This is a genomic window from Fusicatenibacter sp., assembly GCF_050872605.1.
Classification (GTDB): Bacteria; Bacillota; Clostridia; order Lachnospirales; family Lachnospiraceae; genus Fusicatenibacter.
Map to the genome: position 1 here is coordinate 1 of NZ_JBNMHD010000032.1, position 22,834 is coordinate 22,834.

The 22,834-nt window shown below is 50.2% G+C and carries 24 protein-coding genes; 16 read left to right on the plus strand and 8 right to left on the minus strand.

Going from position 1 to position 22,834, the window contains the following annotated elements:
* The coding region (locus ACY2VT_RS10150; protein WP_461879812.1) for an ROK family protein at positions 1–861 on the plus strand (861 nt) is incomplete at its 5' end.
* Between the two features lie 98 nt (positions 862–959).
* Here ACY2VT_RS10150 and ACY2VT_RS10155 read toward each other — a convergent pair.
* The 4 genes from ACY2VT_RS10155 to htpG all read right to left on the minus strand — a co-directional run bounded on the left by ACY2VT_RS10155 (position 960) and on the right by htpG (position 5,829).
* Entirely contained in the window at positions 960–1,652 is a 693-nt protein-coding gene (locus ACY2VT_RS10155) for an LrgB family protein (RefSeq protein ID WP_461873895.1), read from the minus strand.
* Complete coding sequence (locus ACY2VT_RS10160) at positions 1,649–2,020, minus strand: CidA/LrgA family protein (protein ID WP_117804340.1); 372 nt, start codon at positions 2,018–2,020, stop codon at positions 1,649–1,651. The genes ACY2VT_RS10155 and ACY2VT_RS10160 overlap by 4 nt, the downstream gene beginning before the upstream one ends.
* A gap of 223 nt (positions 2,021–2,243) precedes the next feature.
* The gene (locus tag ACY2VT_RS10165) at positions 2,244–3,569 is read right to left on the minus strand and encodes a Na+/H+ antiporter NhaC family protein (protein WP_461879813.1); all 1,326 of its coding nucleotides are present in this window, start codon (positions 3,567–3,569) and stop codon (positions 2,244–2,246) included.
* A 184-nt stretch (positions 3,570–3,753) separates the two neighbouring features.
* Complete coding sequence (gene htpG, locus ACY2VT_RS10170; RefSeq protein WP_461879814.1) at positions 3,754–5,829, minus strand: molecular chaperone HtpG; 2,076 nt, start codon at positions 5,827–5,829, stop codon at positions 3,754–3,756.
* Between the two features lie 325 nt (positions 5,830–6,154).
* On the opposite strand from htpG, the gene ACY2VT_RS10175 reads away from it, so the two are divergent.
* Together ACY2VT_RS10175 and ACY2VT_RS10180 are read left to right on the plus strand one after the other, a co-directional pair.
* Positions 6,155–6,715, plus strand: a complete 561-nt coding sequence (locus ACY2VT_RS10175) for a TetR-like C-terminal domain-containing protein (RefSeq protein WP_461879815.1) — start codon at positions 6,155–6,157, stop codon at positions 6,713–6,715.
* Between the two features lie 217 nt (positions 6,716–6,932).
* Positions 6,933–8,912 carry an oleate hydratase gene (locus ACY2VT_RS10180; protein ID WP_461879816.1) on the plus strand — a complete coding sequence of 660 codons (1,980 nt, stop codon included), beginning with the start codon at positions 6,933–6,935 and terminating at the stop codon, positions 8,910–8,912.
* A gap of 164 nt (positions 8,913–9,076) precedes the next feature.
* Here the strand turns inward: ACY2VT_RS10180 and ACY2VT_RS10185 are convergent, their stop codons facing one another.
* Genes ACY2VT_RS10185 through ACY2VT_RS10195 form a run of 3 tightly spaced genes read right to left on the minus strand, consistent with a single transcriptional unit; the run spans position 9,077 to position 11,574 of the window.
* Positions 9,077–10,144, minus strand: a complete 1,068-nt coding sequence (locus ACY2VT_RS10185; protein ID WP_461879817.1) for an ethanolamine utilization protein EutH — start codon at positions 10,142–10,144, stop codon at positions 9,077–9,079.
* A gap of 35 nt (positions 10,145–10,179) precedes the next feature.
* On the minus strand, positions 10,180–10,686 hold the full coding sequence (locus ACY2VT_RS10190; protein ID WP_461873886.1) for a DUF5721 family protein: 507 nt from the start codon (positions 10,684–10,686) through the stop codon (positions 10,180–10,182).
* A 6-nt stretch (positions 10,687–10,692) separates the two neighbouring features.
* Positions 10,693–11,574, minus strand: coding sequence for a magnesium transporter CorA family protein (locus ACY2VT_RS10195; RefSeq protein ID WP_461873885.1), 882 nt, complete (start codon positions 11,572–11,574; stop codon positions 10,693–10,695).
* 322 nt (positions 11,575–11,896) lie between these two features.
* On the opposite strand from ACY2VT_RS10195, the gene ACY2VT_RS10200 reads away from it, so the two are divergent.
* Complete coding sequence (locus ACY2VT_RS10200) at positions 11,897–12,736, plus strand: DegV family protein (protein WP_461879818.1); 840 nt, start codon at positions 11,897–11,899, stop codon at positions 12,734–12,736.
* Between the two features lie 97 nt (positions 12,737–12,833).
* The gene (locus ACY2VT_RS10205; RefSeq protein ID WP_461879819.1) at positions 12,834–13,205 is read left to right on the plus strand and encodes a hypothetical protein; all 372 of its coding nucleotides are present in this window, start codon (positions 12,834–12,836) and stop codon (positions 13,203–13,205) included.
* A 229-nt stretch (positions 13,206–13,434) separates the two neighbouring features.
* On the opposite strand, the gene ACY2VT_RS10210 is transcribed toward ACY2VT_RS10205, so the two are convergent.
* Complete coding sequence (locus ACY2VT_RS10210) at positions 13,435–13,635, minus strand: cold-shock protein (protein WP_022461996.1); 201 nt, start codon at positions 13,633–13,635, stop codon at positions 13,435–13,437.
* Between the two features lie 314 nt (positions 13,636–13,949).
* On the opposite strand from ACY2VT_RS10210, the gene ACY2VT_RS10215 reads away from it, so the two are divergent.
* The 11 genes from ACY2VT_RS10215 (at position 13,950) to ACY2VT_RS10265 (ending at position 22,830) form a co-directional block, all read left to right on the plus strand.
* Positions 13,950–15,230 (plus strand): dihydroorotase, encoded by a 1,281-nt coding sequence (locus tag ACY2VT_RS10215; RefSeq protein ID WP_461879820.1) that lies wholly within the window; start codon positions 13,950–13,952, stop codon positions 15,228–15,230.
* Between the two features lie 37 nt (positions 15,231–15,267).
* On the plus strand, positions 15,268–16,197 hold the full coding sequence (gene pyrF, locus ACY2VT_RS10220; protein WP_118601421.1) for an orotidine-5'-phosphate decarboxylase: 930 nt from the start codon (positions 15,268–15,270) through the stop codon (positions 16,195–16,197).
* A 107-nt stretch (positions 16,198–16,304) separates the two neighbouring features.
* Entirely contained in the window at positions 16,305–17,075 is a 771-nt protein-coding gene (locus ACY2VT_RS10225) for a dihydroorotate dehydrogenase electron transfer subunit (RefSeq protein WP_022461999.1), read from the plus strand.
* A gap of 24 nt (positions 17,076–17,099) precedes the next feature.
* Complete coding sequence (locus tag ACY2VT_RS10230) at positions 17,100–18,002, plus strand: dihydroorotate dehydrogenase (RefSeq protein ID WP_461879821.1); 903 nt, start codon at positions 17,100–17,102, stop codon at positions 18,000–18,002.
* A gap of 368 nt (positions 18,003–18,370) precedes the next feature.
* A complete protein-coding gene (locus tag ACY2VT_RS10235; RefSeq protein ID WP_461879822.1) occupies positions 18,371–19,267 on the plus strand; it encodes a C40 family peptidase in 897 nt (298 codons plus the stop codon).
* The gene (locus ACY2VT_RS10240) at positions 19,264–19,530 is read left to right on the plus strand and encodes a diguanylate cyclase (RefSeq protein ID WP_461873879.1); all 267 of its coding nucleotides are present in this window, start codon (positions 19,264–19,266) and stop codon (positions 19,528–19,530) included. The genes ACY2VT_RS10235 and ACY2VT_RS10240 overlap by 4 nt, the downstream gene beginning before the upstream one ends.
* 141 nt (positions 19,531–19,671) lie before the next feature.
* Positions 19,672–20,889 (plus strand): iron-containing alcohol dehydrogenase, encoded by a 1,218-nt coding sequence (locus ACY2VT_RS10245; RefSeq protein WP_055221266.1) that lies wholly within the window; start codon positions 19,672–19,674, stop codon positions 20,887–20,889.
* 217 nt (positions 20,890–21,106) lie between these two features.
* Positions 21,107–21,784, plus strand: a complete 678-nt coding sequence (gene pyrE / locus ACY2VT_RS10250; protein ID WP_022462007.1) for an orotate phosphoribosyltransferase — start codon at positions 21,107–21,109, stop codon at positions 21,782–21,784.
* A 34-nt stretch (positions 21,785–21,818) separates the two neighbouring features.
* Complete coding sequence (locus ACY2VT_RS10255) at positions 21,819–21,971, plus strand: hypothetical protein (protein WP_055221261.1); 153 nt, start codon at positions 21,819–21,821, stop codon at positions 21,969–21,971.
* A gap of 84 nt (positions 21,972–22,055) precedes the next feature.
* Positions 22,056–22,532: a VanZ family protein gene (locus ACY2VT_RS10260; protein WP_461878305.1), complete on the plus strand. Its 477-nt coding sequence runs from the start codon at positions 22,056–22,058 to the stop codon at positions 22,530–22,532.
* Positions 22,513–22,830, plus strand: a complete 318-nt coding sequence (locus ACY2VT_RS10265; protein WP_461878304.1) for a hypothetical protein — start codon at positions 22,513–22,515, stop codon at positions 22,828–22,830. The genes ACY2VT_RS10260 and ACY2VT_RS10265 overlap by 20 nt, the downstream gene beginning before the upstream one ends.
* The last annotated feature ends 4 nt before the right edge of the window (positions 22,831–22,834 follow it).

The following is a 22,834-nucleotide window of genomic DNA, read 5'->3' on the forward strand; positions in this document are numbered from 1 at the left end:
ATGTTTCATCTGGCTGCGGTCAATCTCTACGGAGAGGCGATCGCAGAGGAGACGGTCGCTGTGCCGTTTGCGCAGAGTGATGCGTATTATGACGGGCTTGCGGCGGCGCTGGAATCGTTCCTGGAACGCAATGGGTATGACAGGGAAAAAATTCTCGGTGTATCAATTGCGACGCAGGGAATCCCGGCGCCGGACGGGGAGTCGGTGCTTTACGGGGAGATTCTCCACAATACGGATATGAAGCTCGCCGACTTTTCCACACGGATTCCGTATCCGTGCCGCCTTGAGCACGATTCGAAAGCGGCGGCGTCCCTGGAACTCTGGAATCATCCGGAGATTGAAAGTGCGGTGGTATTCCTGCTGAACCGCAACCTGGGCGGGGCGGTGATCACGAACCACAAGGTGCATCAGGGGCTTTCGATGCACAGCGGAACGCTCGAGCATATCTGCATCGACCCGGAAGGGCCGGAGTGCTACTGCGGGCAGAGAGGGTGCCTGGAGACGTACTGTTCCGCAAATGCGCTGGAAGCGGCAGCAGAGATGCTGGTCAAAGAATTTTTCCCGGCACTGCGGGAAGGAAACGATGCGCGTCTTGCAGAAATCTGGGATGCGTACCTGTCTCATCTTGCCTATGCAATGAAGACAGCAAATCTGCTGCTCGACGGAGCGGTGATTGTGAGCGGTTACCTTGCGCCGTATTTCACAGAAGAAGACTGCCGGACACTGCTTGAAAAAGTCAATGCAGCCAGCCCGTTTCCGCTTGTGCGGGAGCAGCTTCTGGTCGGCACACACGGCCAGTACACACCGGCGATCGGCGCGGCGCTTCTCTTTATTGAAGAGTTTCTGCAGTCGGAATTTTGATTTTTAGTTATAGAATTTCAGGTATAGAAAATCCGGGAACGGAAAGTTTTAAAATGCTTTCCATTCCCGGATTTTTATGTTTTCTGCAGAGTTCGTTTTTAGATAAACATCGCATAAATTGATGCGCCGACCACAGTCAGAATACCCGCAACCGCAATCGAAAGGCTGCTCATCGCACCCTCGACATCGCCCATCTCCATGGCCTTTGCCGTACCGATCGCATGGGAGGCCGATCCGATGCCGATGCCCTTTGCAATCGGCTCCTCAATGTGAAACAGCTTGCAGAGCGTCTCCGCCAGCATATTTCCCAGCACACCGGTGATGATGATAACCGCAACGGTGATTGTCACCGCACCGCCGAGTTCCTCGGATACGCCCATGCCGATCGCCGTGGTGATAGATTTCGGCAGCAGCGTTACGTACATTTTATGATTCAGATTGAAGATCAGCGCCAGCACGAGAACCACGGTAAGGCTCGTCAGCACGCCGGAGAGAATGCCGGCGAGGATGGCTTTGATATTCTTTTTCAATGCCTCCATCTGCTCATACAGCGGAATGGCAAGGCAGACCGTTGCAGGTGTCAGCAGATAGCTTAAATATTTGGCTCCGTCATTGTAGTTCTGATAATCGATATCGAAAACAGCAAGGAATACAATGACGACTGCAATCGAAATCAGCAGCGGATTGAAGATCGGCAGACCGAATTTTTTCTTTAACAGCATGCCGAGCTCATACGCCAGAAGGCTGATGACAACGCCGAAAAATGCAGATTCACAGAGCATATTTGTCATTTTGCGTCCCCTCCTTTGTGTTTCTTTTCCAGCCGGATGACTGCCTGTGTCACGCGTCCGGACACAATCATAACGACGATGGTGCTCACCAGCGTAATCACGAGAACCGGAACGAGAACGGCTTTTAATTCACCCCAGGATTCCATCAGGCCGACGCCCGCTGGAATGAACATGACCGGCATGATCTCAATCATAAATTTGCCTGCGTCCTCGACGGCATCAAGTTTTAATGCCCCCGTCATCAGAAGCGCCAGCATCAGCACAAGGCCGTAGATACTTGCCGGAATCGGAAGCGGCAGCACGGCGTGCAGGATTTCCCCGACGAACGAAACCGCCATAATTACAAGGAACTGTCTTAATAATTTCACTTTGTCTGTTGTCCTTTCTCCCCATAACCCACATAACATCACTACTTCTCAATGTCACGACCCCGATTATACTACCCGCATAAAAGAATTTCAACCGTAAATGTTACTGCAATTTTGGCGATTTTTGCAAAAAAAAGCAAAAAAATGCCCGCCGATCAAACGAAAAAGTGAAATCGGTGGGCATTTTAACACGATTTTTTGAGTTGATCCGATACGGAACTTTTTAGACATTGCTTTCGGCTTTTTTCCGGTCCGGCAGGAAAAAGATAAAGATCAGCGAACTGACAAGCAGCATGCCCGGGTAAAAGAGGTTTGCCATGATTTCGAAGGCGGAGAGCTCATATCCCAGTTCATGCACCGCGGAGATTGCCACGAGCATCTGCGCGCCGTACGGCAGGATGCCCTGCGAGATGCAGGAGAAGGTATCGAGGAGCGATGCCGTTTTCCTAGGGGTGATGCCGTAGTCCTCGGACATCTGCTTTGCGATCGGGTTTGCCATGACGATCGCGACGGTGTTGTTTGCGGTCGCAATGTCGAGCAGCGCGACGAGAATGCCGACACCGAGCTGGCCGCCCTTTTTTCCGCGGAAGATTTTGTGAATGGCGCGAAGCAGGACAGTAAAGCCGCCGTTTTCCCGGATCAGCGCGCACATCGCAGCGACAAGAATCGCAACCATACATGTCTCAAACATACCCGAAGTGCCGCTTCCCATGCTGGAGAGCATCTCCCACAGCGTCGTCTGCCCCGTGCCGAGCATGATGACCGCACCGGATACAATGCCGACAAGGAGCACGACAAATACCTGAATGCCCGCGATGCCGCCGATCAGCACCAGCAGGTACGGAACCATCTGCAGCAGGTGGTATTCGTGGACGATCGGTGTGCCCGGCGCCTGGAGGAAGGAGATTACAAGGATCAGCGCCAGCGCGGCAAGAGCAGCCGGGAGAGCGATCCAGAAGTTTTCGCGGAACTTGTCTTTCATCTCGCAGCCCTGTCCGTTGCAGGCGGCGATCGTCGTGTCGGAGATGAAGGAGAGGTTATCGCCGAACATCGATCCGCCCATGACAGAGGCGACGCAGAGCGCCAGCGAAAAGCCGGAGGTCTCAGCAACAGCAGCGGCGATCGGCACGAGAAGCGTGATCGTTCCGACGGAGGTTCCCATGGCCGTGGAGACGAAGCAGGCAACGACAAAGAGAACAGCGACGGCATACTTTGCCGGAATCCAGGAGAGCATGAAATAGGCAACGCTCTCTGCACTGCTCCTTCCGACAACGCCGACAAACGTGCCTGCGGCGAGGAAGATCAGCAGCATTGTGATGATGTTTTTGTCCCCGATGCCCTGTCCCATGAGCGCGAGCTTTTCTTCAAACGGGACACTGCGGTTCTGCAGACAGGCGACGAGGATCGCAGCCAGAAACGCGACGACGATGGGGATGTTGTAGAAGCCCATCGGAATTTTTAAAATATACTCGGAATAAATGCCGAGCCCCAGATAAAACACCAGAAAAACGGCGATCGGGAGCAGGGCGGATGGCTTTCCTTTTTGCATAGAAATAAATACCAGACCTTTCGTGTGATTTTCCTTATTTTTCAATAGGGCGAATAGAATTATTTTATCATCTGGATCAGAAATCGTAAAGTAAAAAAGCAGGAAAAAACACGCCGGACATCTGGTAAATTCCAGAAATCCGGCGTGTTTTATAAGAGGTGCGTTTTGCTGTGCCTGTGCTTTATCATTTTGCAAGGAGCATCATAATCTGATTGCTTCTGCTTACGAATTTTGTCATCTCGTCCGGAGAGAGCGGTTTGTGGCTGATCATGGCCAGATCATACAGCTGCTCGCAGAACAGGGATGTGTTGTCGTTCTCGCCATTCTTCAGAATGTACTGAACGAGCGGATGTTTTGCATTCAGGATCAGAGTTTCCTGTCCGCCGAACATGGACGGATCCATGCCGGTCATGCCGTACATCTTCATCATATCCTGCATCCGGCGGCTCTCCTCGGAAAGTGTTACCATGGAGGATACGTTCTCATCTTTCAGGTTTTCAACTTTGACGGTCAGGTCTTTCTTGTCAAGGACTTTGCGGAAGAGATCGGTCAGTGTATTGGTAGCGTCAGTCAGATCCTCACCGGACTCATCTTTCATATCGTTGGTCAGATCTGCGTCGATGCGCTGGAAGGTCACATGTTCGTTGTAACGCTCTGCATGGGTGATGAAAGCGGAGTCGATGTTGTGTTTCAGGATGACAGCGTCCATGCCCTGGCTGCGGAACATGTTGATGTACTGGCTCTGCTGAACTTCGTCGGTAATGTAGTAAACTGTCGTTTTTTCCGGCTCTTTCTTCTCGTCAGCGTTTTCCGTATTTTCTGTATTCTCAGCAGTTTCAGACTTCTCCTCGGTGTTCTCAGCAGGAGCTTCTTCTTTCTTATTCTCGTTGATGCAGTCCTCAAGGGTCAGATATTTTCCGTCGATGTTCTTGAACAGAATGTAGTCCATCATCTTCTTGGAGAATTTCTCGTCCTTGATGCATCCGTATTTGATGAATGGGTTGATATCATCCCAGTATTTCTCGTAGTTCTCACGGTCGGTCTTGCACATGCCGGAGAGTTTGTCAGCGAATTTCTTGGAGATGTACTCGGAGATCTTCTTGACAAATCCGTCGTTCTGCAGTGCGCTTCGGGATACGTTCAGCGGCAGATCCGGGCAGTCGATGACACCTTTTAAGAGCATCAGGTACTCCGGAATAACTTCTTTGATGTTGTCCGCGATAAATACCTGGTTGTTGTACAGTTTGATGGTTCCCTCAATGGAATCGTACTCGGTGTTGATGCGCGGGAAGTAGAGGATACCTTTCAGGTTGAACGGATAGTCCATGTTCAGGTGGATCCAGAACAGCGGCTCGCGGTAGTCATTGAAGACTTTGCGGTAGAACTCTTTGTAGTCCTCGTCGGTGCACTCGTTTGGATGTTTCGTCCACAGCGGGTGGATATCACTGATGGAAACCGGGCGTTTGTTGATTTTTACTTTCTCTTTTGCTGGAGAAACCTCAACCTGCTCTTTGGTTCCGTCTTCTTTTTCTTTCTCTTCGTATTTTGCATCCTCGTGGATGTGCTCAACGACAACGTCGTCCTCTTTTAATTCACTCTCGTCGATCGTTTCGTACTCCTGCGGAGCGTTTGCTTTGGACAGGAAGATTTCAACCGGCATGAAGGAGCAGTATTTCTCGAGTACTTCGCGGACACGGTATTCATTGGCGAACTCGAGGCAGTCCTCATTCAGGAACAGGGTGATTTCGGTACCAACGGTTGTTTTGCTGCCCTCGGACATATCGTACTCGGTGCTTCCGTCACAGGTCCAGTGAACAGGTGTGGAGCCTTCTTTGTAGGAAAGAGTATCGATGTGCACTTCGTCGGCTACCATGAAAGCAGAGTAGAAACCAAGACCGAAGTGGCCGATCATCTGATCCGGGTTTGTTTTGTCTTTGTATTTCTCCAGGAACTCGGTAGCGCCGGAGAAAGCGATCTGGGTAATGTATTCTTCGACTTCGTCAGCCGTCATACCAAGACCGGTATCGATGAATTTCAGGGTTTTCTCATCCGGGTTTACAATGACCTGGATGGATGCTTTGTAGTCATCCGGCAGTGTATATTCGCCCATGCCGTCCAGCTTTTTCAGTTTGGTGATGGCATCGCAGCCGTTGGAAACGAGCTCGCGGACAAAGATGTCGTGATCGGAATACATCCATTTTTTAATAATCGGGAAAATATTGTCGCTGTTGATAGAAAGATTTCCATGTTTCGCACTCATGAGAAACACACTCCTTTTCTTATAAAAATATTTTGTCCCGGCAAAGCGGGAATACTATGCTTTTTTAGATGTCTGCAGCTTTTTTGCTGCCCTGATAGTTATAGTAATACTGGCACAGGGAAAAGTCAAGAAAAAATTAGCACTCAAGAAAAAAGAGTGCTAACAGAACGGCAAAAAGCCTTGTATTTACCGGTATTCCGGCATTTTCTAAACTTTTTGTAAAGTCCCATCAGAAGGGCTGGCGCGGTTGTTTTCGGAGGAGGGGTATGCTACAATGAAAAGCATAGAAGCGTTCCGAACAGACAGAAGAAAAGGGAGGAAATACATGACAAATGCAACGAAGGCGGCTCTGGAAGCGTCGTTAAAGAAGCTGCTTTTGAAGAAGCCGCTGGACAAAATTACGATCAACGATCTGACGACAGACTGCGGCATCAGCCGGATGGCGTTTTATTATCATTTTAAGGATATCTACGATCTCGTTGAATGGTCGTGCCTTGAGGATGCGACGCAGGCGCTGCAGGGGAAGAAGACGTACGAGACGTGGCAGGAGGGGATGCTGCAGATTTTTGAGGTGGTGCTCGAGAACAAGCCGTTTATTATGAATGTCTACCATTCCGTAAGCCGCGAGCAGATTGAGACGTATCTCTTTCATCTGACGCACGATCTGCTGTACGGTGTCGTGCAGGAGAAAGCAAAAGGAACCGGCATCTCCGAGGCGGACCAGAGCTTCATCGCAGATTTCTATAAGTACAGCTTCACCGGCGTCATGCTCGACTGGATCAAGGACGGCATGAAAGTAGATTACCATGTGATTGCAGAGAAAATGCACCGCACGATGGAAGGAAATGTCGTCAATTCCATCCGCAATTTCCAGAAAAACAAATAAAATACTTTACAAAACAGGGCGTGTGATAAAAATTTTATCATCCGCCCTGTTTTGTAAATGGAAAAGCGGGGAAAAATGAAGTAAGATTCAAACTGTCAACAGACAACAGCAACACAACAGAAACTTGTAAAACAAAGAAAGCAGCATAACCAATACGAACCGGGAATTCGAAAAACCATTTCGGCAGTCGTATTTAGAAAAGAAAGGATGAACGTCTATGTCAAAAAAAGGATTAAAATTCGGAATTGCATCAGCAGCAGTCATCGGAGCTGGAGCAGCAGTGCTGCAGGCAAAAAACAAGAGTGAAGCAAAAAAAGCAGCGGAGACAACCACTGTAACATCAGAACCAAAGAATGATTACCGCAACACCGAGCGCGGAAAAGATAAGAAAAACAGCAAAGGCATTTATTATACCAACGGAAACTACGAAGCCTTCGCAAGACCGGAAAAACCGGAAGGCGTCGATGAGAAGAGCGCATACCTTGTAGGAAGCGGCCTCGCAGCCCTCGCAGCAGCGTGCTTCCTCGTAAGAGACGGCCAGATGAAAGGCGATCACATCCACATTCTGGAAGCCATGGACATCGCCGGCGGTGCCTGCGACGGTATCTACGATCCGACCCGCGGCTACATCATGAGAGGCGGCCGTGAGATGGAAAACCACTTCGAGTGCCTGTGGGATCTGTTCCACAGCATCCCGTCGATTGAGACACCTGGCGTATCCGTTCTCGACGAGTATTACTGGCTGAACAAAAAAGACCCGAACTACTCCCTGTGCCGTGCAACGAAGAACCGCGGCGAGGATGCCCATACCGACGGCAAGTTCAACCTGAGCCAGAAAGGCTGCATGGAGATCATGAAACTCTTCATGACAAGAGATGAGGATCTGTACGACAAGACGATCGAAGATGTTTTTGATGATGAAGTCTTCAATTCCACCTTCTGGCTGTACTGGAGAACGATGTTCGCCTTCGAAAACTGGCACAGTGCACTGGAGATGAAGCTGTACTTCCAGCGGTTCATTCACCACATCGGCGGACTGCCGGACTTCTCCGCACTGAAATTTACGAAGTACAACCAGTACGAGTCCCTGATTCTTCCGATGAAGAAATACCTCGAGGATGCCGGCGTAGACTTCCAGTTCAATACCGAAGTAACCAACGTTATCTTTGAAATCAACGATGGAAAGAAAGTCGCAAAAGCCATCGAGTGCAAAGTAAACGGCGTCGAGAAAGGCATCGTTCTCACCGAGAATGACCTCGTCTTCGTTACCAACGGAAGCTGCACCGAAGGCACGATCTACGGCGATCAGAACCATGCACCGAACGGTGATGCAGAGGTCCGCACAAGCGGCTGCTGGAGCCTGTGGAAAAACATTGCAAAACAGGATCCGTCCTTTGGTCATCCGGAGAAATTCTGCTCCGATATCGCAAAGACGAACTGGGAATCCGCAACGATCACCACACTCGACGACAAGATCATCCCGTATATCACCAATATCTGCAAACGTGATCCGAAAACCGGAAAGGTTGTTACCGGCGGTATCGTAAGCTGCCAGGATTCCAAGTGGCTCTTAAGCTGGACCATCAACCGTCAGGGACAGTTCAAAGAGCAGGATAAAGACAAGGTATGCGTATGGGTTTACAGCCTGTTCACCGACGTACCTGGCGACTATGTGAAGAAACCGATGAAAGAGTGCACCGGTAAAGAGATCACCGAAGAGTGGCTGTACCACCTCGGCGTGCCGGTTGACCAGATTCCGGAGCTGGCAGAGAACAGCGCCGTCTGCGTACCGACCATGATGCCGTACATTACCGCATTCTTTATGCCAAGAAGAAAGGGCGACCGCCCGGATGTCATCCCGGATGGCTGTGTCAACTTCGCATTCCTTGGACAGTTCGCTGAGACACCAAGAGATACCATCTTCACAACAGAGTATTCCGTTCGTACTGCAATGGAAGCTGTTTACGGACTCCTCGGCGTAGACCGCGGCGTGCCGGAGGTATGGGGCAGCGTTTACGATATCCGCGACCTGCTGGACAGCTCCGTGAAGCTGATGGATGGAAAATCCCCTCTGGAAATCGAGCTTCCTGGACCGCTCAACCTGCTGAAAAAACCTCTGCTGAAGCTGGTGGATGGAAATGTAGTGGGAGATCTCTTAAAAGAGCATGGAATTATCAAAGAGGATATGCTGAAATAAGAAATAGAAAATAAGTAAGAAATGCAATAAGACCTGCGCCGTTTGAAAGCGCAGGTCTTATTGCGTTGCTATGTATACTCTCAAACAATTATAGCAATCCCCGAAAATAATGCAAAAAATTCAGCACCGCAGAGCGTGAATTACTGCGTCACAGATTTTCGTCGTTAAGCAGATTTTTTCGTGAAAAACAGCGCGGCGCAGACGGCGGCGATGCCTCCGGCGAGCTTTGCAACGAGAAGCGGCACGACAAAATCAGGATCGGTGCCGAACGTAAATCCCATATGTGCGGCGATGGTCGATGCGGCGGAGACGAGGAAAGCTGCGTTTACAATCTTTCCGCGCTCGTCCATCGTTTCCATCATTGTGATCGCCGGAACGGGGCTGACAATGCCCATCAGAAGACCGGCGGCACTGCTGTCGTTCATGCCGGTTTTTCTTCCGATGAAAGAGAGCGGTTTTTTGAGCGCCCGCTGTAAAAGCTCCGCCGTCGGAAGGCTGCCGAGCAGCACAATGCCGATCGAGGAGACAACCGCCATTGCATCCTCGAGAGGGGCAAGGTCCGGGAGCAGCGAAAAGCCGGTCATATAGCAGAACGCGCCCGCGATGAGGCCGATCGTCGTCAGAAGCCGGATCACATCTGCAAATACCGTGAACGCGCGCACGGTCTGATCCGGAAAACGCCAGATGCCGAACATCAGCAGAAAGCAGAAGAGGAGCACCGGGAGCGACTGGATTACGATCTGCAGGAAAGAAAGCCCCGAGAGCAGTCCGCCGACAACCAGAGTGACCGGAAGTGTGCCGGTGCCGATCAGCATACCGCGGGAGAAAAAGAGCCGGTCGCTTTTCTTTAACATCCCCATGCCGACCGGAATTGTGAATGTGATCGTACAGCCGAGCGTCGCCGCAACGACAAGTCCCGCGTAGCGCACCATCTCCTGCGATGCCGAAAGCTCTCCGGCGAGCTGGTAGCCGCCCATATCGATCGCGAGAATGCCGGAAAGCAGCCCTGCATCAAGCCCGAGATGGTTCCAGAGCGGAACAAGGGCAAAACGGAGAAAACGGGAAAGAAGCGGCGTCAGGCAGATGATGCCCGCCATGGAGAGCGCCGTCGGCCCGAGCAGGTTAAAACCCTCCTCAAACCGTTTTCCAAGCCCGAAGCGGTTTCCAGCGATCCGGTCGACACCGCCGAGTACCGCACCGACCGCCATGATCCACATAATAATCTGATTCATAAAAATAGAACCTTTCTATATAGAAGTATTTTGGTTTAAATCTGTTCTTCAAATGCAATTTCATGTTTCAGCAGAAACTGGCGGACTTCCTCATCGAAGACGCGGTTGAGCGACTTGTCCATCGTAAAAATTTTGAGGGAAGTGCCTGTCGTGAGAAGGAGTTTGCCGTCTTTATATTGAAAATTTAGAAAGCATCCGAAGATATTCTCAATTTCAAACGGCAGTGCGTGATCCGCAATCATTTTCTCACAGGCAGCCTGCGGGAGCTGAAACACAAATTTGAACTGCAGCGGTGTCCGCTTTCCTTTAATAACAGAGTAGCAAAACGATTTCACATCCTTCCAGAGAAGCCGCGTGCGTCCCTTTTCCTTTAAAAGCTGCGCGTCGTCGGGATCGAAAAAGTCCGTGTGGAGACTTCCGTCGATGGAGAACGTCGTAAACGTTGTGATCGACGCCTCGGAGACGGGAAAACGGTCAAATGTCTCGAGGCGGAGCAGCGTGTTCATAAAATTCTTTAACTGTGTAATCTGCAGAATAATCATCCGTAGTTAAAACCAGCCTTTCTTTTTAAAATACCAAATTTCAACAGCAACAATGAGAATACAGATGCCGATCAGGATAAAGTATGCGTACGGGGCGGAAAGCTCGGGCATATGCGTAAAGTTCATGCCGTACCAGCCGGCGATCAGCGAGAGCGGGAAGAAAAGGGTCGAGACGACCGTCAGAATCCGCATCGTATCGTTCTGACGCAGGTCGATCTGGGATTGCTGCATCTCGCGGATCTGTAAGGCGTACTCCCGCAGCATCTGTGTGTGGTCGTACAAGCGGTCCACACGGTTTCCAAGGCGCGCAAACTGGCGGGCGCATTCCGGGGGAAGAAAGTGATTTTCGTCCTCGGAGAGTATTTCGCACATGTCGAGAAGCTGCTGGTAATAGGCATGGAACACGAGCAGCTCCCGACGGATCGTGATCAGGGTCCGCTGCAGCTCTTTTGGCAGAGTGTCGAGAAGAGACTCCTCGATTGTCGCGAGGCGCTTCTCAAAATTCTGCAGATAGAGCATATCCTCCTGGATCAGCGATTCCAGAAACGAGAAAAACAGATGGAACACGTCGGAAGTATCGAGCGGTTCTTCCGGAAAGAGGCGGCTCTGCAAAGCCGGAAGTGTCTGTTCGTCGGATGCCAGAATAAGCTGTTCACGATCAAGGTAAAATGCCAGCGAGAATGCGTGATGAAGCGGATGTGTCTTGTCCGGGACGGCAAGGGATCCGACCAGGCAGTCAGGCAGCAGCTCCGCGCGGCAGTATTCGATGCGCTCCGGCTCCAGACTGCGTTTCAAAAGAGAGAATCCGGGCAGCGCCGCGCAGACCTTGGAAGCTTCCGAAAACGAAAGCAGGGAAAGCCGGACTGAATCCGAAAAAGTCCATTCCATACGTACCACCTCCTGAAAACAAGTCATGGAAAAGATCCATAAAAAGATCCATAAGCAAAAAAAGCCGTATGACCGTAGTATACCGCAAAAAGGGGAGTGCGACAAGAAAAGGAAAAAACTTTTAAAAAGAAAAAACTTTTTGCAATGGGGCACTAAGTGTGTTATGATAAAATGTAGTTATCAAAACTACATGACAAATTATCAAAAAATTCACTGTGTCGGATTCGTCCCTACAAGAAAAGGTTTGAAAAAGAGCGGTGATTGGAAATACGAAGGTCCGCTGTGAGCAAAAGGCGGAATTAAGTTTGGAGGGACTATAGATATGAGTTTTCACATTGTTGCAGACAGCTGCTGTGAACTGACAGCAGATATGAAAAAAAGAGGAAATATTGAAATTGCACCGCTGACCCTGGAAGTCGGCGGCGAATCCATTCTGGATGACGAGACATTCGACCAGAAATATTTTTTAAAGAGAGTAGCGGAATGCCCGGAGTGCCCGAAATCCGCCTGCCCGTCGCCGGATTATTTCCGGAAATCTTTTCTGAACGGAGCAGAACGGTGCTACGCGGTCACACTCTCCGCACAGCTCAGCGGTTCCTATAACAGCGCAGTGCTCGGTGCAAACCTGGCGCAGGAGGAGAACGAGGATCTGAAGATTCACGTATTCAATTCCAGAAGCGCATCGATAGGAGAGACCCTGATCGTGAAAAAAATCGTGGAGTGCGAGGAAGCCGGCATGAGCTTTGAGCGCGTCGTAGAGACAGTAGAACTCTATATCAGCACACAGCACACCTATTTCGTGCTGGAAAATCTCGAAACTCTGCGGAAAAACGGCCGTCTTTCCAAGGCGAAAGCGCTCGTTGCATCCGCCCTTAAAATCAAACCGGTCATGGGCTCCACACCGGAGGGCGATATCGTTCAGCTCGACCAGGCGCGCGGCATCAACAAAGCGCTGATGAAGATGGTTGATGCCGTTGTGAATGACGCACAGCATGTGGAGACAAAGACCCTCGCCGTTTCCCACTGCAACTGCCCGGAGCGCGCCGAGATGGTAAAAGAAGCCCTTCTGGAGCGCCTTGCGGTACAGGATGTCTTCGTACTCGATACCCGGGGCGTCAGCAGTATGTACGCAAATGACGGCGGAATTATCATTGTATTATAACTTTTCTCTTCCCTTTTTGTTGAAAATGTAGTATAATTTTCAACATGTTTGAAAGTGCCGCCGAGCACTTTTTAGAAATCAAAGGAGAAGTAGAACCATGAGTCAGGAAAAAGTTGACCGCTATAAAAAGGAAAAAGCGAACCGTGAGAAAATCATGAGACGTGAAAGATGGATCACGAGACTGGAAGTTACCGCTTTCGTCGTTGTTCTGGCTGCACTGATCGGCTGGTTCTCCATGGCAGTTTACCAGAACTCTGTAGCAGAGAAAAAGGCGAACCGCACGACAGAAACCACAACGATGAACGTGACGGATATTCAGAATTATCTGAGCGAGACTAACACATCCAGCGACAGCAGTGCAGATGACACCAGCGACAGCTCTGATGCTTCCGATACATCTTCGGACAGCACAGCAGATACGGCAAGTGACAGCACAGCAGATTCCACCAGCGAAAGTACAGCGGAATAAGCAGAATTGTTAAAGAAAGTAAAAGCGCTTACCACAGACGGGAAAATTCCGGAGTGATAAGCGCTTTTGTTATAGAGATTTGAAAAAACTATGAGAAACACGCTCCGCGAGTTTCTCAAGTTATCGCGGCAGTCGCCAGTGTCTCGTGCAGGCACGGACTTTTGCTCGTTGCCCGCGTAAATTAAAAAACCGGAGGACATACGTCCCCCGGCCTTTCGCTTATGGTTAATTAGCATTTAACAACGTTGGAAGCCTGCATTCCGCGAGCACCCTCGGTAAGATCGTAAGTAACTGCCTGACCTTCGTCAAGAGTTTTGAATCCTTCACCCTGGATAGCGGAGAAATGTACGAATACATCGTTTCCGTCTTCGCCTGTGATGAAGCCATAGCCCTTCTCTGCGTTAAACCATTTCACTGTTCCCTTGTTCATTGTGAGTTACCTCCATAAAATTAAAAAATAAGCATGATGTGGGAATGCATATGTTCCCCCATAAGCGAGTGAACTTTTGGTAAAAAAATTCACCAGCTATTACAGATTATATTGAAGGTGAATGCTAATATAATCTCTAATAGCTAGTGACCACGTATTACATCTCAACATCTTCTCGATTGAGACTATTATAATCTTGCAAATCAAAAAAGTCAAGAAAAAACTCTTTATTTCAGGAAAGATTTCGTGTATTATAAAAAGGAAGAATGATCGGGAATCCGGTCAGAAAAAAAGAAAGGATCAGAGAACGTAAGATGAGTATCTTAATCAAAAATGGACAGGTCATCGACCCGGCCACCCAAAAAGACGAAATCAGTGATGTTCTGATCGAAAACGGCGTTATTACACGGGTTGAAAAAGGAATCCGCGTAAAAGATGCGCAGGTAATAGATGCAAAAGGCTGCTATGTAATGCCTGGCATCATCGATATGCATGTACATCTCCGCGACCCGGGGCAGACATATAAAGAAGATATTGAAAGCGGTTCGAAAGCAGCCGCAAAAGGAGGCGTGACAACGCTGGTAGCGATGCCGAATACAAAACCGGTCATCGACAGCCCGGACCGCGTCAACTATGTAACGATCAAAGCAGACCGTTTTTCTCCGATTAATGTACTGCAGGCAGGCGCCATCACAGTAGGACAGAAGGGTGAAGAGCTCGCCGATATCGAGGGCATGGTAAAAGCCGGCATCCCGGCGATCAGCGAGGACGGAAAATCCGTTATGAACGCGCTGCTCTACAAAGAGGCCATGGAGATTGCCGCAGAGAAAAACATTCCGGTGCTGGCTCACTGCGAGGACAAGAACCTCGTAAACGGCGGCTGCATGAATGAGGATGCAAACTCGAGAGAGTGGCATCTGCCGGGCATCACAAACTCCGTAGAGAACACGATTGTTGCAAGAGATATCGTACTTGCCGCAGAGACAGGCGCACACCTGCATCTGTGCCACTGCTCGACCAAAGAGAGCGTGGATATGGTACGCGAGGCGAGAAAGGCCGGCGTTTCGATTTCCGCTGAGGTCTGCCCGCATCACTTTACGCTTTGCAGCGACGACATCGTAAAAGGCGACACCAACTACAAGATGAACCCGCCGCTCCGTACGAAAGAGGACCTCGAGGCACTGCGCCAGGGTCTGAAAGACGATGTCTTTGATGTCATCAGCACCGATCATGCACCGCATGCGCTGACCGAGAAGCAGGAGTCCTTCAAGAAAGCTCCGTTCGGCATCGTCGGACTGGAGACGAGTGTGGCTCTTACCATCACCGAGCTTGTGGATACTGAGATCATCACCCCGATGCAGATGGCGGAGAAAATGAGCTACAATCCGGCAAAAATCCTGCATCTGGACAAGAAAGGTTCTCTTGCACCTGGCATGGACGCCGATGTGGTTGTCATTGATCCGGAAGCAGAGTATGTGATCGATCCGAAGGAGTTTGTTTCCAAGGGCAAAAACACTCCGTTCGGCGGCAAGAAAGTCAAAGGAAAAGTTATGGCTACCGTATGCGGCGGCAAGATTGTATACGAAGCTAAGTAATTTCTATAAAAAAAGACAGAAGAGGGAGAGTAAGCAGATGATTAACAAACTGATTGCAAACATCAAAAAAACAAATGCACCGATCGTAGTAGGTCTGGACCCGATGCTGAACTATGTGCCGGAGCACGTACAGAAAAAGGCATTTGCCGAGTACGGAGAGACACTCGAAGGAGCTGCAGAGGCCATCTGGCAGTTCAATAAAGCGATTGTCGACGCAACATACGATCTGATTCCGGCTGTAAAACCGCAGGTTGCCATGTATGAGCAGTTCGGCGTTCCGGGAATGGCAGCGTATGAGAAGACCGTTTCCTACTGCCAGGAAAAGGGTCTCGTTGTCATCGGTGATATCAAACGAGGCGATATCGGTTCTACTTCTGAGGCGTATGCAGTCGGCCACCTCGGCCACGTGCAGGTGGGAAGCAAATCCTACGCCGGATTCCATGAGGATTTTGCAACTGTCAATCCGTATCTTGGATCTGACGGCGTAAAACCGTTCATCAAGGTCTGCAAAGAGGAGAAAAAAGGTATCTTTGTTCTGGTAAAAACCTCGAACCCGTCCAGCGGCGAGTTCCAGGACCGCATCATCGACGGACGTCCGCTGTATGAGTGGGTCGGCGAGCAGGTTGCCGCGTGGGGCGAGGAGCACATGGGCGATGATTACAGCTATGTGGGAGCTGTTGTCGGCGCTACGTACCCGGAGATGGGCAAGGTGCTGCGTAAGGTAATGCCGAAATCCTACATCCTGGTACCGGGCTACGGTGCACAGGGCGGAAAAGGAAAAGACCTCGTTCACTTCTTCAATGAGGACGGACTGGGTGCAATCGTAAACTCTTCGAGAGGTATTATCGCTGCTTACAAACAGGAAAAATATGCCGAGTTTGGCACTGAGAACTTTGCGGATGCTTCGAGAGCAGCTGTAAAGGATATGGTTGAGGATATCAGCGGGGCGCTTGCTGCTGCAAAATAAGAATACAGGGTGAAAAGCTCAGAAGGTCTGCCGGGTAGATGTTATGTCGGCCGGAGGATATTTTGGGCTTTTCGCCGATTCAAGAAAATAAAAGGAGTGTTCAGCTTATGAAAATCAAGGAATGCTGTACTGTGGAAAGTCAGGAGTGCATTGCAAAAGGGATTTACAGCATGTGGATTTCCACGAAAGTGATTGCGAAAGAGGCGAAGGCCGGCCAGTTTATTTCTCTGTTTTCGAAAGACGGCAGCCGTCTTCTGCCGCGTCCGATTTCTCTTTGTGAGATCGACCGCGAGGGAGGAAGACTTCGGATTGTCTACCGTGTGGCAGGTGCAGGAACGGAGGAGTTTTCGCATCTGAAAGCGGGGGATGAGGTTGATATTTTAGGGCCGCTTGGAAATGGATTCCCGATCGAGGAAGGTAAGGGAAAACGTGTGATGCTGATGGGCGGCGGTATCGGTGTTCCGCCGATGCTGCAGACGGCGAAGGATCTTGGAACGGACACGATCATCTGCTGTGGTTACCGCGATGAGTTGTTCTTAAATGAGGAGTTTGCTGCGGCAGGCGATCTTCATATTGCAACTGAGGACGGAAGTGCCGGTGTGAAGGGCAATGTGATGGATGCGGTGCGCGAGGATCATCTGGAAGCAGATGTAATTTTTGCCTGCGGTCCGGCTCCGATGCTGCGTGCGATTAAGGCGTACGGTCTGGAAAAGGGAATTCCATGCTGGATTTCGATGGAAGAGAAGATGGCGTGCGGCGTTGGCGCATGTCTTGCGTGTGTCTGCCAGTCGACTGAGGTGGATGGTCATTCGCATGTGCACAATAAGCGGATCTGCAAGGACGGGCCGGTCTTTTTGAGTACGGAAATTGAGCTGTAAGTGACGCGAGGAGGAGAAAAAGCGATGAAGACAAGTGTGAATCTGGCGGGTGTGGAACTGAAGAATCCGGTTATGACGGCATCTGGTACGTTTGGCTCTGGCGCGGAGTACAGTGAGTTTGTGGATTTGAAGGAGCTTGGCGCGGTTGTGACGAAGGGCGTTGCGAATGTGCCGTGGCCGGGGAATCCGACGCCGCGTATTGCGGAGGTTTATGGCGGAATGCTGAATGCGATCGGGCTGCAGAATCCTGGCATTGATGTGTTCTGTGAGAGGGATATTCCGTTTTTGAAGCAGTTTGACACGAAGATTGTGGTGAATGTCTGTGGACGGACGACGGAGGATTATTGTGAGGTTGTGGAGCGGCTGGCTTCGGAGCCGGTGGATCTGCTGGAGATTAATATTTCATGCCCGAATGTGAAGGAGGGCGGTATTGCGTTTGGACAGGATCCGAAGGCGGTGGAGGCGATCACCAGAGAAGTTAAAAAATATGCGAAGCAGCCGATTATTATGAAGCTGAGTCCGAATGTGACGGATATTACGGAGATGGCGCGGGCTGCGGAAGCCGGCGGGGCGGATGTGCTGTCGCTGATCAATACGCTTACTGGGATGAAGATTGATATTGAACGACAGAAGTTTGCGATTGCGAATAAGACTGGCGGTATGTCGGGGCCGGCGGTGAAGCCGATTGCGGTGCGGATGGTGTATCAGGTGGCGCAGGCAGTGAAAGTGCCGATTATTGGTATGGGCGGTATTGCGTCGGCGGAGGATGCGCTGGAGTTTATTCTGGCGGGGGCTACGGCGGTTTCGATTGGGACGGCGAATTTCTTTAATCCGTATGCGACTGTTGAAACGGTTCGCGGTATCGAGGAGTATATGAGAAGGCATAAGGTTGACGATATTAATGAGTTGATTGGAGCTGTGAGATAACGGACGACCTCGCTGGAATTTGCGCCTGCCGTGTGACGGGCGAGAAAAAGAGGGCGGAACTGTGGCCCGGAACAGGCACAGAAAAATGGGAACCAACGCAATTCGTCAGGAAATTTGATAATTTCCCGACTCAGTGCGTTTTGAGATCTGGTGTTGAGCACCAGATCTCATCCCATTTTTCTGCACCTGTTCCGGGCTCCCAGTTTCTGCCCTCTTTTTCTATGCCCGCCACACGGCAGGCGCAAATTCCAGTGAGGTCTGGTTGTGTGGAGCTGAAACGAAGTAAGTCTGGATCCGCCGGGGGCGGATCGGCGTGAGAGTGTTGTGGTGGGTGCATAGTATATAGAAAATGGAAGGTGGTATGTGAGATGAAGTATGGGATCATTAAAGTGAAGCGGGCGTTTTTGTATGAGGAGAATGGGACGGATGTGGTGGATGAGGTGTTTGCTGGATGGGGTGTGATGTGGGAAGGAGATGGAGAGTGGATTGAGGTTTGGACGCATTATGGGTATCGGGGGTGGATGGAGAGGAATTTGATTGAAGAGAGAAGCCGGGAGTGGATGGAGGAGAGGGAAAAGGCCGGGAATACGTATGTGGTGACGCGCGGGTTTGCGGATGTGATGAGGGGAGCGCGGGTGCAGGCGCGGATGTTGGAGACGCTGGGACGGGGGTGTTTTGTGGAGAAAATGGAGGAGACGGAGAATGGGTATTGCAGGGTGAAACTGGCGAATGGGATCAGTGGGTTTGTGCCGGAGGTGGCATTAAGAAAAAGACTGGATTCGGATCGGTTTTTGTGGGGAAAATCGGAAGATCGGTTTTTTGTGGAGCAGGGGATTCCAGAGGGGTGGTCGGAAGAGGAGTTTCGGAGGAAGGTTGTGGAGTGTGCGAAGGGGTATCTTGGATGCCAGTACCGGTGGGGCGGGAAGGCGGCGGATGGGATTGACTGTTCGGGTGTGGTGTTTATGGCGTATTTGATGAATGGGGTTTTGATTTGGCGGGATGCGGATATCAGGGAAGGGTATCCGATGAAAGCGATCTGGAGAGAAGGGGAGGAGATGTGTCTGGTGGAGGAACGGGCGAAGGCCGGGGATCTGCTGTTCTGGAAGGGGCATGTGGGGATGTATCTGGGGGACGGCAGGTATCTGCACTGTACGGGGCATGAGAGGGTGTTTGGGTGCAGGGTGAATAGTCTGCGGAGAGGGGATGAGGATTTTCGGGAGGATCTGGCGGAGGCGCTGAAAGTGGTTGGGAGTGTTTTTTCGTGAAATATCTGGAAGCGGAAAGCGATCATATGGTACAGGCCGGCGATTTTCCGACGAGTCTTATTATGGCGGACTGCAATTATTTGAAGCGGACAAACGACACGATGGGCCACGAGTACGGTGATCTGCTGCTGCAGCGGACGGCCGATGCGATCCGGGAGAGCATTCCGAAAAGCTGCGTGGCGATGCGCGTGGGCGGCACGGAAGTAAATAAGACATATATAATTGACATCAGGAAATATCATTTTTGTATTGGAAATCCCTGAAAAAGTTTGTTATAATAATAACAAAGTCGAGAACAAAAGACAAAAGGCGGCTTAAACAGAGAGTGGAAAAACAGAAAATCTGCTGATCTGATCTGCCGGAGCCGCCTGATCAGAAGCAAAACAAGAAAGGGGTTCTGAACAATGGCAAGATTTACATTACCAAGAGATTTATACCACGGAAAGGGTGCTTTAGAGGCACTGAAAACATTTGAGGGAAAACGCGCAATGGTCTGTGTAGGCGGCGGTTCCATGAAACGCTTCGGTTTCCTGGATCGTGCAGTGGATTACCTGAAAGAAGCTGGCATGGAGGTACAGCTTTTCGAAGGAATTGAGTCTGATCCGTCTGTAGAGACGGTTATGCGCGGTGCAAAAGCGATGGAAGAGTTCCAGCCGGACTGGATCGTAGCAATGGGCGGCGGATCTCCAATCGACGCAGCAAAGGCAATGTGGATCAAATACGAGTATCCGGACATCACCTTCGAGGAGATGTGCAAGGTATTCGGAATGCCGAAACTTCGTAAGAAAGCTCACTTCTGTGCAATTTCTTCGACATCAGGAACGGCAACCGAGGTAACCGCATTCGCAGTTATCACCGATTATGAAAAAGGTATCAAATACCCGCTGGCAGACTTCGAGATCACACCTGATGTCGCAATCGTTGACCCGGATCTGGCAGAAACCATGCCGCAGAAGCTGGTTGCTCACACCGGTATGGACGCTATGACGCATGCGATCGAGGCATACGTTTCCACCGCAAACTGTGACTTTACCGATCCGCTGGCGCTGTATGCGATCCGTATGATCCAGGCAGACCTTGTAGATTCCTACAACGGAGATATGGCAAAACGTGACAGCATGCACAATGCACAGTGCCTCGCTGGTATGGCATTCTCCAACGCACTGCTTGGTATCGTTCATTCCATGGCACATAAAACAGGCGCAGCATTCGCTGATTACGGCGCTCATCTGATTCACGGCGCAGCAAATGCCATGTATCTGCCGAAGGTTATCGCTTTCAACGCAAAAGACGAGACCGCAGCAAAACGTTACGCAGTGATCGCGGACGAAATGAAACTGGGCGGCGAGACAACCGAAGAGAAAATTAAACTTCTCATCGCTTATCTGCGCGGCATGAACGACAAACTGAACATTCCGCAGTGCATCAAGAACTACGGAAAAGACAGCTATCCGACCGAGCAGGGCTTCGTTCCGGAAGACGTATTTCTGGAGAGACTGCACGACATTGCCGTAAATGCCATCGCCGATGCCTGCACCGGCTCCAACCCGAGACAGCCATCTGTTGAAGAGATGGAAAAACTGCTGAAATGCTGCTACTATGATACAGAAGTAGATTTCTAAAAAGAAAACATACCAAAATCTCTCCGTTCTCTGGGCGGAGGGATTTTTTGCGTCAGAGAATGAAATTTATTTGTGTGGATTTTATGTTTTTTATGCGAAATCCTGTGTCTGGACTGGAAAAACAGAGGCATTTATGGTAGTATAGAACAGAATAGAAGTAAAAACGGGCGGCATTGCGAAAAAAGATGCCTTCCCCTGAAAATATGGAGGAAAAAAGATGGAACAGTACAAGCAGGAGTTTATCGAGTTTATGGTCGAGAGCCAGGTATTAAAATTTGGAGAGTTCACCCTGAAAAGCGGAAGAAAATCCCCGTTCTTCATGAATGCGGGCGCTTACGTAACCGGAAGCCAGTTAAAACGTCTCGGCGAGTATTATGCAAAAGCAATCCATGACAATTATGGACTGGATTTCGACGTTCTGTTTGGACCGGCCTACAAAGGAATCCCGCTCAGCGTGGTAACTGCCATTGCAATTCATGATCTCTACGGTGTGGAAGTACGTTACTGCTCCAACCGGAAAGAAGCAAAAGACCACGGCGGAGATGCCGGACTGCTGCTTGGAAGCAAGATCAAAGACGGTGACCGCGTTGTCATCATCGAGGATGTTACCACATCCGGAAAATCCATCGAGGAGACCTTCCCGATCATCCAGGCACAGGGCAATGTGGAGATCAAAGGACTGATGGTATCCTTAAACCGCATGGAGCGCGGAAAAGGCGACAAGAGCGCACTTGAGGAAATCCAGGAAACCTACGGCTTCCCGGCAAATGCCATTGTAACCATGGAGGATGTCATCACCTATCTGTACAACCGTCCATGCCAGGGCAAAATCCAGATCGATGACAAGATGAAGGCTGCCATTGATGCTTATTATGAGGAGTACGGTGTGAAATAAGGCGCGGTACACTTGAAAGAAGGAGTTTTGCACGATGAATGAAAAAATCTATAAAACCATGGGACGTGTCGGCGGCGGAAATATCGCCATGGGCGCAGTGCTGGTTGTGGTAGGGGTAGCAACCGGTGTCCTGATGATCGTAAGCGGAGCAGGTCTGCTGAAACGACGCGGGGAAATTATGTTTTAAGAAAAATGCCGGAATATTTTGGAAGCGCATGCGCCGAAGAGGTATTCCGGCGTTTCTGATACCACGCAGAAAGGGGAAACGAAGATGAAGCAGGAGACGAAAGCCAGAATCCGCGTTGTGGGACGGATTTTATTTCTGGTGTATCTTCTTGCGCTCGTTTATTTTCTGTTTTTTGCAGAAGAATACGGGAGAAGAAACTTTTTTGAACTGGATTACCGTTACAATCTGGTGCCGTTTCAGGAAATCAGACGGTTCTGGATTTACCGCGAACAGGTGGGATTCCTTGCCGCATTTTTAAATCTGGCGGGCAATGTGATCGGTTTTCTGCCGTTCGGCTTTATCGTTCCGGTGATGCACAAAAAAATGGAGAGCTTCTGGAAAGTATCGCTTCTTGGTTTTCTGTTTAGCCTCTGTGTGGAAACGATCCAGCTCATCACGAAGGTGGGCTGCTTTGATGTAGATGATCTGATCCTGAATACGCTTGGAGCCATGATCGGCTGCGGCGCATTCCTGATCTGCAATAAATTCAGGAGATGGAAATATGGCGAGGAAGAAGTATAATTACAATTTTGTCCGGAAGCCGTCGGAAGGCGGAAAGGAAGCCCTCTATATGGCAGGTGCTTCGGTCTTTCTGTTTCTGCTGGCTTCGGTCGTATCGTTTGCATTCCACGGAAATGGAGGCATTTTTCTCGGAGCAGCGGGACTGTTCTCATTCCTTTTGTCGGGATACGGCTTCTATGTGGGAATGAAGAGCTTTAAAGAAGAACAGGTCAGCCACAGAATGTCGGTTCTCGGCTCGATTACGAGCGGCGGCATGCTGGTCGCATGGCTGGCACTGTTTCTGGTTGGTGTAAGATAAAGAA

Coding starts and splice junctions, on each gene's coding strand:
- ACY2VT_RS10155 (WP_461873895.1), bottom strand. CDS start 1,652: ATGACAAATATGCTCTGTGAATCTGCATTTTTCGGCGTTGTCATCAGC.
- ACY2VT_RS10165 (WP_461879813.1), bottom strand. CDS start 3,569: ATGCAAAAAGGAAAGCCATCCGCCCTGCTCCCGATCGCCGTTTTTCTG.
- htpG (WP_461879814.1), bottom strand. CDS start 5,829: ATGAGTGCGAAACATGGAAATCTTTCTATCAACAGCGACAATATTTTC.
- ACY2VT_RS10175 (WP_461879815.1), top strand. CDS start 6,155: ATGACAAATGCAACGAAGGCGGCTCTGGAAGCGTCGTTAAAGAAGCTG.
- ACY2VT_RS10180 (WP_461879816.1), top strand. CDS start 6,933: ATGTCAAAAAAAGGATTAAAATTCGGAATTGCATCAGCAGCAGTCATC.
- ACY2VT_RS10185 (WP_461879817.1), bottom strand. CDS start 10,144: ATGAATCAGATTATTATGTGGATCATGGCGGTCGGTGCGGTACTCGGC.
- ACY2VT_RS10190 (WP_461873886.1), bottom strand. CDS start 10,686: ATGATTATTCTGCAGATTACACAGTTAAAGAATTTTATGAACACGCTG.
- ACY2VT_RS10195 (WP_461873885.1), bottom strand. CDS start 11,574: ATGGAATGGACTTTTTCGGATTCAGTCCGGCTTTCCCTGCTTTCGTTT.
- ACY2VT_RS10200 (WP_461879818.1), top strand. CDS start 11,897: ATGAGTTTTCACATTGTTGCAGACAGCTGCTGTGAACTGACAGCAGAT.
- ACY2VT_RS10205 (WP_461879819.1), top strand. CDS start 12,834: ATGAGTCAGGAAAAAGTTGACCGCTATAAAAAGGAAAAAGCGAACCGT.
- ACY2VT_RS10210 (WP_022461996.1), bottom strand. CDS start 13,635: ATGAACAAGGGAACAGTGAAATGGTTTAACGCAGAGAAGGGCTATGGC.
- ACY2VT_RS10215 (WP_461879820.1), top strand. CDS start 13,950: ATGAGTATCTTAATCAAAAATGGACAGGTCATCGACCCGGCCACCCAA.
- pyrF (WP_118601421.1), top strand. CDS start 15,268: ATGATTAACAAACTGATTGCAAACATCAAAAAAACAAATGCACCGATC.
- ACY2VT_RS10225 (WP_022461999.1), top strand. CDS start 16,305: ATGAAAATCAAGGAATGCTGTACTGTGGAAAGTCAGGAGTGCATTGCA.
- ACY2VT_RS10230 (WP_461879821.1), top strand. CDS start 17,100: ATGAAGACAAGTGTGAATCTGGCGGGTGTGGAACTGAAGAATCCGGTT.
- ACY2VT_RS10235 (WP_461879822.1), top strand. CDS start 18,371: ATGAAGTATGGGATCATTAAAGTGAAGCGGGCGTTTTTGTATGAGGAG.
- ACY2VT_RS10245 (WP_055221266.1), top strand. CDS start 19,672: ATGGCAAGATTTACATTACCAAGAGATTTATACCACGGAAAGGGTGCT.
- pyrE (WP_022462007.1), top strand. CDS start 21,107: ATGGAACAGTACAAGCAGGAGTTTATCGAGTTTATGGTCGAGAGCCAG.
- ACY2VT_RS10255 (WP_055221261.1), top strand. CDS start 21,819: ATGAATGAAAAAATCTATAAAACCATGGGACGTGTCGGCGGCGGAAAT.
- ACY2VT_RS10260 (WP_461878305.1), top strand. CDS start 22,056: ATGAAGCAGGAGACGAAAGCCAGAATCCGCGTTGTGGGACGGATTTTA.
- ACY2VT_RS10265 (WP_461878304.1), top strand. CDS start 22,513: ATGGCGAGGAAGAAGTATAATTACAATTTTGTCCGGAAGCCGTCGGAA.